Origin of the sequence: Micromonospora sp. KC721, from assembly GCF_004348355.1 — a bacterium.
GTDB lineage: Bacteria > Actinomycetota > Actinomycetes > Mycobacteriales > Micromonosporaceae > Micromonospora.
In genome coordinates this window covers 1-7004 of the sequence record NZ_SMJY01000261.1, presented here as the reverse complement: position 1 = coordinate 7004, position 7004 = coordinate 1, and the positions used below count along the sequence as shown (strand labels likewise).

The 7004-nt window shown below is 74.5% G+C and carries 7 protein-coding genes; 6 read left to right on the top strand and 1 reads right to left on the bottom strand.

Features of this window, described 5'->3' with window-relative positions; genetic code table 11:
• The first annotated feature begins 101 nt into the window (after nt 1–101).
• The 6 genes from rimO to E1182_RS28000 all read left to right on the top strand — a co-directional run bounded on the left by rimO (nt 102) and on the right by E1182_RS28000 (nt 5417).
• Entirely contained in the window at nt 102–1655 is a 1554-nt protein-coding gene (gene rimO / locus E1182_RS28025) for a 30S ribosomal protein S12 methylthiotransferase RimO (protein ID WP_132270740.1), read from the top strand.
• Nucleotides 1656–1732: 77 nt separating this feature from the next.
• Complete coding sequence (gene pgsA, locus E1182_RS28020; RefSeq protein ID WP_132270739.1) at nt 1733–2320, top strand: CDP-diacylglycerol--glycerol-3-phosphate 3-phosphatidyltransferase; 588 nt, start codon at nt 1733–1735, stop codon at nt 2318–2320.
• A 105-nt stretch (nt 2321–2425) separates the two neighbouring features.
• On the top strand, nt 2426–2977 hold the full coding sequence (locus tag E1182_RS28015; protein ID WP_132270738.1) for a CinA family protein: 552 nt from the start codon (nt 2426–2428) through the stop codon (nt 2975–2977).
• Between the two features lie 162 nt (nt 2978–3139).
• Nucleotides 3140–3589: a helix-turn-helix domain-containing protein gene (locus E1182_RS28010; protein ID WP_132270737.1), complete on the top strand. Its 450-nt coding sequence runs from the start codon at nt 3140–3142 to the stop codon at nt 3587–3589.
• A gap of 185 nt (nt 3590–3774) precedes the next feature.
• Nucleotides 3775–4626 (top strand): PspA/IM30 family protein, encoded by an 852-nt coding sequence (locus E1182_RS28005; protein WP_132270736.1) that lies wholly within the window; start codon nt 3775–3777, stop codon nt 4624–4626.
• A 23-nt stretch (nt 4627–4649) separates the two neighbouring features.
• A complete protein-coding gene (locus E1182_RS28000; protein ID WP_132270735.1) occupies nt 4650–5417 on the top strand; it encodes a hypothetical protein in 768 nt (255 codons plus the stop codon).
• Nucleotides 5418–5536: 119 nt separating this feature from the next.
• Here the strand turns inward: E1182_RS28000 and E1182_RS27995 are convergent.
• Nucleotides 5537–7004: multicopper oxidase domain-containing protein (locus tag E1182_RS27995; protein ID WP_165942742.1), on the bottom strand; the 1468-nt coding region annotated here is incomplete at its 5' end.

Below are 7004 nucleotides of genomic sequence, written 5' to 3'. Positions count from 1 at the left end.
CCCCGTGATGATCAGGCCGCCACCGCATTCGGCCGGCCGTGCCCATCCGGTCGGACGACGCCCGCCGGCGCCGGGTCGCGCCGAGCGCCCGGTACCCTCGGATGGTGTCTGCCACCTCCCCTTCCGACGGTTCCAGCCCGGCGCGCCTGTCGCCACGCCACGACCACGAGCCGTCGGCCGACGGCTCCGGCCGTCGGGTCGCGCTGTTGACCCTGGGCTGCGCCCGTAACGAGGTCGACTCGGAGGAGTTGGCCGCCCGGCTGCACGCCGACGGCTGGCAGGTCACCACCGACGGCGAGGGTGCCGACGTGGTGGTCGTCAACACCTGCGGGTTCGTGGAGAAGGCCAAGCAGGACTCGATCCAGACGCTGCTCGCCGCCGCCGACACCGGGGCCAAGGTGGTCGCCGCCGGCTGCATGGCCGAGCGGTACGGGCGGGAACTCGCCGACAGTCTCCCCGAGGCGCAGGCGGTGCTCAGCTTCGACGACTACCCGGACATCGCCGCCCGGCTGGACGCCGTGGTCGCCGGTGAGTCGATCGACGCCCACACCCCGCGCGACCGGCGGGAACTGCTGCCGCTGACGCCGGTCAAGCGGCGGGACGCGGCGGTGTCGCTGCCCGGCCACGGCACCCCGGCCCGCCCGGTGGTCGAGGCCGACGCGCACACCCCGGCCCACCTGCGTCCGGTGCTGCGTCGCCGGCTGGACACCGGCCCGGTCGCCTCGCTCAAGCTGGCCAGCGGCTGTGACCGCCGCTGTGCGTTCTGCGCCATCCCCGCTTTCCGCGGCGCCTTCGTCTCGCGTACCCCGGACGAGCTGCTCGCCGAGGCGGAGTGGCTGGCCAAGACCGGTGTCCGGGAGTTGGTGCTGGTCAGCGAGAACTCCACCTCGTACGGCAAGGACCTGGGTGATCCCCGGGCGCTGGAGAAGCTGCTGCCGCAGCTCGCCGCGATCGACGGCATCGTCCGGGTCCGGGCCAGCTACCTGCAGCCCGCCGAGACCCGACCCGGTCTCGTCGAGGCGATCGCCACCACACCGGGGGTGGCACCGTACTTCGACCTGTCGTTCCAGCATTCCAGCGAGCCGGTGCTGCGCCGGATGCGCCGATTCGGCTCCACCGAGCGGTTCCTGGAGCTGCTGGGCTCCGCCCGCGCCCTGGCCCCCGAGGCCGGCGCGCGGAGCAACTTCATCGTCGGCTTCCCCGGTGAGACCCGCGCCGACTACCAGGAGCTGGTCCGCTTCCTCACCGAGGCGCGGCTGGACGCGATCGGCGTGTTCGACTACAGCGACGAGGACGGTACCGAGGCCGCCGGTCTGCCCGGCAAGGTGTCCGCGGCCACCGTCCGGCGGCGCTACGACCGACTGGCCGCGCTCGCCGACGAACTCTGCTCGCAGCGGGCCGAGGAGCGGCTGGGTTCGCGCGTCGAGGTGCTGGTCGACACGGTGACCGACGGTGTGGTGGAGGGGCGCGCGGCCCACCAGGCGCCCGAGGTTGACGGTTCCACCACCCTGGTCGCCCCGGCCGGCGGCGGGGTCGACCTGGCCGCACTGCGCCCCGGCGACCTGGTGGCCGCCACGGTGACCGCGACCGAAGGTGTCGACCTGGTGGCCGTACCGGATGAGATGATCTCGGCGGCGCCCGGCGCGGAACGGTGACGACGGGCCCGGAGGAAGCGGGGGAGTCACGTGGTGCGGTGCCAGGTACGCCACGCCGGCCACAGCGGGACACGGCCGTGACCGGCGCGACGGAATCGGCGCCGGTGGCTGCCCCGGTGCCGGTGATCAACGCGGCGAACGGGCTGACCCTGCTGCGGCTGGTGCTGGTGCCGGTCTTCGCGGTCTCGCTGGTGGGGTCGGAGATGACCCACGCCGGCTGGCGAATGGCCGCGTGCCTGATCTTCGTGGTCGCCTCGGCGACCGATCTGGTCGACGGGTGGATCGCCCGCCGGTTCGGTCTGGTCACCTCGGTCGGCAAGGTGGCCGACCCGATCGCCGACAAGGCGCTCACCGGCGCGGCCCTGGTGCTCCTGTCCTTCTACGGCGGCCTGCCCTGGTGGGTGACGGTGGTGATCCTGGTCCGGGAGCTGGGCATCACCGCGCTGCGGTTCTGGGTGATCCGGCACGGAGTGATCGCGGCCAGCCGGGGCGGCAAGGTCAAGACTGCCCTCCAGGTCCTCGCGATCACCTGGTATCTCTGGCCCATGCCGGCCGTGCTCGCCGGCGTCGGTCCGTGGATCATGGCCGCGGCCGTCGTCGTGACGGTGGTCACCGGTTTCGACTACCTCCTCCAGGCGTTCCGGCTGCGCCGTCCGGCGCGCTGATCGCGGTCCGACGCCGCGCTCGGTGCAGCGCCGGCCCGGCCACGGCACCCGGCGGTCCGGCGCGAGGATGAGTAGGGCAGGCGGTACAGGGAAGGGAGGGACGACATGGGGACGGACGCGAACCACGAACTGCCCGCGGGAAGCCCGGCCGCGGCGGCGGTGCACCTGCTGCACGAGCGGGGCGAGACGCTGGCCACGGTCGAGTCCCTGACCGGCGGGCTGCTCTCCGCCTCGATCGTCGAGATCGCCGGGGTCAGCGGCGTCTACCGGGGCGGTCTCGTCACCTACGCCACCGAGCTGAAGTCGCAGCTGGCCGGCGTACCCGAGGGTTTGCTGGCCGAGCGCGGACCGGTCGACCCGGACGTGGCCGTCGCCCTCGCCGAGGGCGGGCGGCGGCGCTGCGGGGGAGACTGGGGACTGGCCACCACCGGTGTGGCCGGGCCGAAACCGCAGGACGGCAAGCCGGTGGGGTTGGTCTATGTCGCGGTGGCCGGTCCGATCGGGTCGGCCGTTCGGCAGCTCGATCTCGACGGCGGCCGGGAGCACATCCGATCCGCCGCGGTGATCGAGGGGTTGCGGCTGCTCGTCGAGTGCATCCGGGCCGACGGTGGGCCGGCACCGGAGGACCGCCGGGCGGCGCCGGAGGCCGGGCGGTGACCGGGTGATCGGATTTGACCGCCGGGGTGGGATGTCGTCCGGCCGGGCAACGGGTACGGTTGCGGGAAGGCTCCGGCGCGCGACGTCGGCGCCGGCGCGGCGGGCCGCGTCCGGCGCGGGCGGCAGCCCGGGCGAGAGGTGTTCCCGTCAGGGGGAGGTGCGATGGTCCTGCTACGCCGCGTGATCGGCGACGCACTGCGGGCGCGCCGGCAGGGTCAGCACCGTACCCTGCGCGAGGTTTCCACCGCCGCCAACGTCAGCCTCGGCTACCTGTCCGAGATCGAGCGCGGCCAGAAGGAACCGTCCAGCGAACTACTGGCCGCGATCTGCGACGCGCTCGGTGCCCGCCTGTCCGAGCTGCTACGTGAGGTCAGCGACACCGTTGCGCTCGCCGAGCAGATGCCGGGTGTGCTGGTGCCGGTGCAGGACGAGCCGGCCGAGCAGAAGCCGGTGTCGGCCGCGGCCGTCCGCAAGGCCACCGACCGGGGTGTCCGCCAGGTCACCTCCGACGGCAAGGTGGCCGTCCAGGTTCGGCAGGAGTCTCCGCTGAAGGCCACCCTCCGCAGCACCCGGGTCCGCGCCGGCGAGCGGGACGTGGTCTGCGCCGCCTGACGGCTCTTCACGTGGCCGGCTCTGCCGGTGCCGCGTAGGGTTGACCGCAGGTCGTGCGTGCTCTCCCGCCGTACGGATACCGGGCTGGCGTCGGGCTGCGACGATGGGGACATGCCGCGCGGCCAGGCGGATCGGTCCCGTCGCGGGCCGAGGCGCAGGCACGCTACTGAGGGGATACCGCGGAGATGGCGAACCCGTTCGTCAAGGGCTGGCACTACCTGATGGCGCTCTTCGGTACGAAGATCGACGAGCGCGCCGATCCGAAGGTGCAGATCCAGCAGGCCGTCGAGGAGGCGCAGCGCCAGCACCAGGCGCTGGTCCAGCAGGCGGCGGCGGTGATCGGCAACCAGCGGCAGCTGGAGATGAAGCTCTCCCGGCAGATGTCGGAGGTCGAGCGGCTGCAGGCCAACGCCCGGCAGGCGCTCGTCCTCGCCGACCAGGCCCGCGCCCGGGGTGACGAGGCCGAAGCGGCCCGGTACGAGCAGTCCGCCCAGGTGCTCGCCACCCAACTCGTCTCCGCCGAACAGGCCACCGAGGACCTGAAGACCCTGCACGACCAGGCGCTGGCCGCCGCCGCCCAGGCCCGCCGCGCGGTCGAGAACAACTCGATGATCCTTCAGCAGCGGCTCGCCGAGCGCACCAAGCTGCTCAGCCAGTTGGAGCAGGCCAAGATGCAGGAGAGCGTCGCCCGCTCGCTGGAGTCGATGTCGGCGATCACCGCCGGCGGCAACGTCCCCACCCTCGACGAGGTACGCGACCGCATCGAACGCCGCTACGCCACCGCCATGGGCCGGGCCGAGCTGGCCGGCAACTCGGTCGAGGGGCGGATGCTGGAGATCCAGAGGTCGACCCTGGACGCGGCCGGGTCGTCCCGGCTGGAACAGATCCGGGCCAGCATGGCCGGTGAGCGGTTGGCCGGCGAGCCGGAACGGCCCGCCGCGCAGCAACCGGCCGATCCGGGCGTGGCCAAGCTCGACGAGATCCGGGCCAGCATGAGCCGCGAACGCGGCACCGGCAACACCAGCGCCGCCGGCTGAGCGGCCGGCACGAGGAGGTACGGGTGGCCGACGAGCGGACGCGACACTTCCGCCGGCTGCGCCGACTGCGGCGCTCCGCTCGACGGTGGACGGTGACGGCCGGTGGGCTCGGGGGCGCGGCGGCGGTGCTGACCCCGTACGCGGGCATCGGGCTGCCGGACGCGGCGTGGGCCGCCGGGGCGGGCAGCGCGCTGGCACTGGCCGCCTGGCGTTGGCTCGACCTGCGGGCTCTCGCCGCGCGTCCGGCCCCACCCGCCCTCGACCCGGCCGAGGCCGCCGCCCGGTCGCGGGCCCGTCTGGTCGCCGCCGTCGAGCGGCTCCCGGTCGGTTCGGGCGTGCTCGCCGAGGCCCGACGGCTGCGGGCTCGGCTCGCGCTGCGCGGCACCGCCGCCGCCGGTGCGTGGGCCCGGCTGGACCGGGCGGCGCTCACCCTCGCCGGCATGGCGCCCCGGCTCACCGGGCTGGCCGAACCGGCGGTGCTGGAGGCCGCCGCGGCCGACCGGTCCCTACGCGACCTGGCCGCCCGGGTCGCCAGTGTGGAACGTGCCCTGCGGTTCGCCCCGCCGGAGGCCCGGCCCCGGCTGGCCGAGGCACATCGCGCCCTCGCCGGTCAGTTGGACGACGGGGTGACCGCGTACGAGGGGCTGGTGGCGGCTGCGGCCGGGTACGTCGCCGAGGACGTCCGCCCGAGCACCGAGCACCCGGCGGCGTCCCGGCTGACCGAGGCGACCGACCTGCTGCACGGCGTGGCGTCGGCGCTGGCCGAGCTGCGCGCCGTGCGCCGCTCCTAGTCGACGGAGGTCGCGCCAGGTTGCCCTGGCCTTGACCGCGAAGACCGCAACCTGCCGCGACCCGATTCGCTCACCTCCGTATGCGGGGCGAGGTGCCGGCTCGGGCGCGGGTCGGTGGGTCAGGCCGGGGTGGTGACCGGCACCGGGGCGGTGAAGGGCGACTCGCCCACCACGTTGAACGAGCGGATCCGGTAGTGGTAGGTCACGCCCCGGGCCAGACCGGAGTTGGTGAAGCCCCGGCCGGTGACGGTGAAGGTGGCGACCTCCCGGGTGAACGCCGGGTCGAGCGCGCGCTGCACCGCGAAGCCCGACCCCGGCCCACTCGGGACGCTCGACGCCCAGGTCAGCACCACCCGCGCGGTGTCCGGGCCGGGAGCGGTCACCGCGACGGCCAGCCCGGAGGGCGCTTCGGGGACCGGTGGGGTGATCACCGTGGCCAGCGTGGACCAGGGCGACACCGCACCCAGATAGGTGGTCCGGACCCGGTAGTAGTACGTGGTGTCCGGGGCGACCGCCGGGTCGAGGTGCTGCTCCGTCACCCCGATCGCGGTGGTGGCCGGGCCGCTGGTGAAGGTCGGGTTGGTGGCCCGCTGCACGTCGATCCCGGTGGCGAAGGAACGGTTGGTCCAGCGCAGAGCCACCCGCAGCGGCCCGGCCGGCGGGATCTGTGCGCTCATTCCGGTGGGCGCGGCCAACCCCACCGACGCGGGGACGCTGTTGGACCAGGCCGAGCAGCTCGCCGCGTTCTCCGCCCGGATCCGGTAGTGGTACGTCACGCCGGGGGTGACCGTCGCGTCGGTGTACCGGGTGGCGGTGGCCGCCACGGTGATCGTGGTGACACCGTCGGTGAAGGCCGCGTCGGTGGCCCGTTGCAGCAGGTGGCTGGTAGCCGGCGGGCGGCTGCCGTTGCCGGTCCAGGTCAACGCGATCGCCGGGAGGGCGGTGGCCGAACCGGGCGCCGGGGTGGCGGTGAGCCCGGTCGGCCCCTTCGGCGAGACCCGGAACACCAGCGGCCGGCTCATGCCCAGGTCACGCAGGCCGGCGGCGCTGCTGGACCAGCGGTACTCCCAACCCAGGTTGACCATCTGGTTGACCACGGTGGCGGGGCGGCCGTCGAGCGGGCTGACCGGGGCGGCCCCCACCCGGATCCCGGCCGGCCGGGTCGGGTCGAGCAGCCGGAGACTGTCGCCGATCCGGAACGGTAGCGGCGGGACGACCGGCCGCAGCGCCAACACCACATCCTCGCCCGGGTTCACCCGGATGGTCTCCTTCCACCCCAGCTCGCCCGGTTCCGGTGGCCGGACGGTGCCGTCCCGGCCGACCCGGTTGACCAGTTGGGCGTCGCAGCCGTCCAGGTGGACGCTGTGGGTCTGCCGGCCGGTGCCGGTGATCCGCCAGAGCTGGGTGCCGTCGGCGGTGGTGCCCGGTGTGCTCGGGTCGGCGGTCACCACGACCTCGGTCGCCGGGTCGGTCGGGCCGAGCGGCAGCGCCGTCGGACCGAGGGGGCCGGCGTGCGGGTGGGCGACGCCGAGCCGGGCGGCCTGCCGCCCGTGCCCCGGCTCGAAGACCGGGCCGACGGTCTTCACC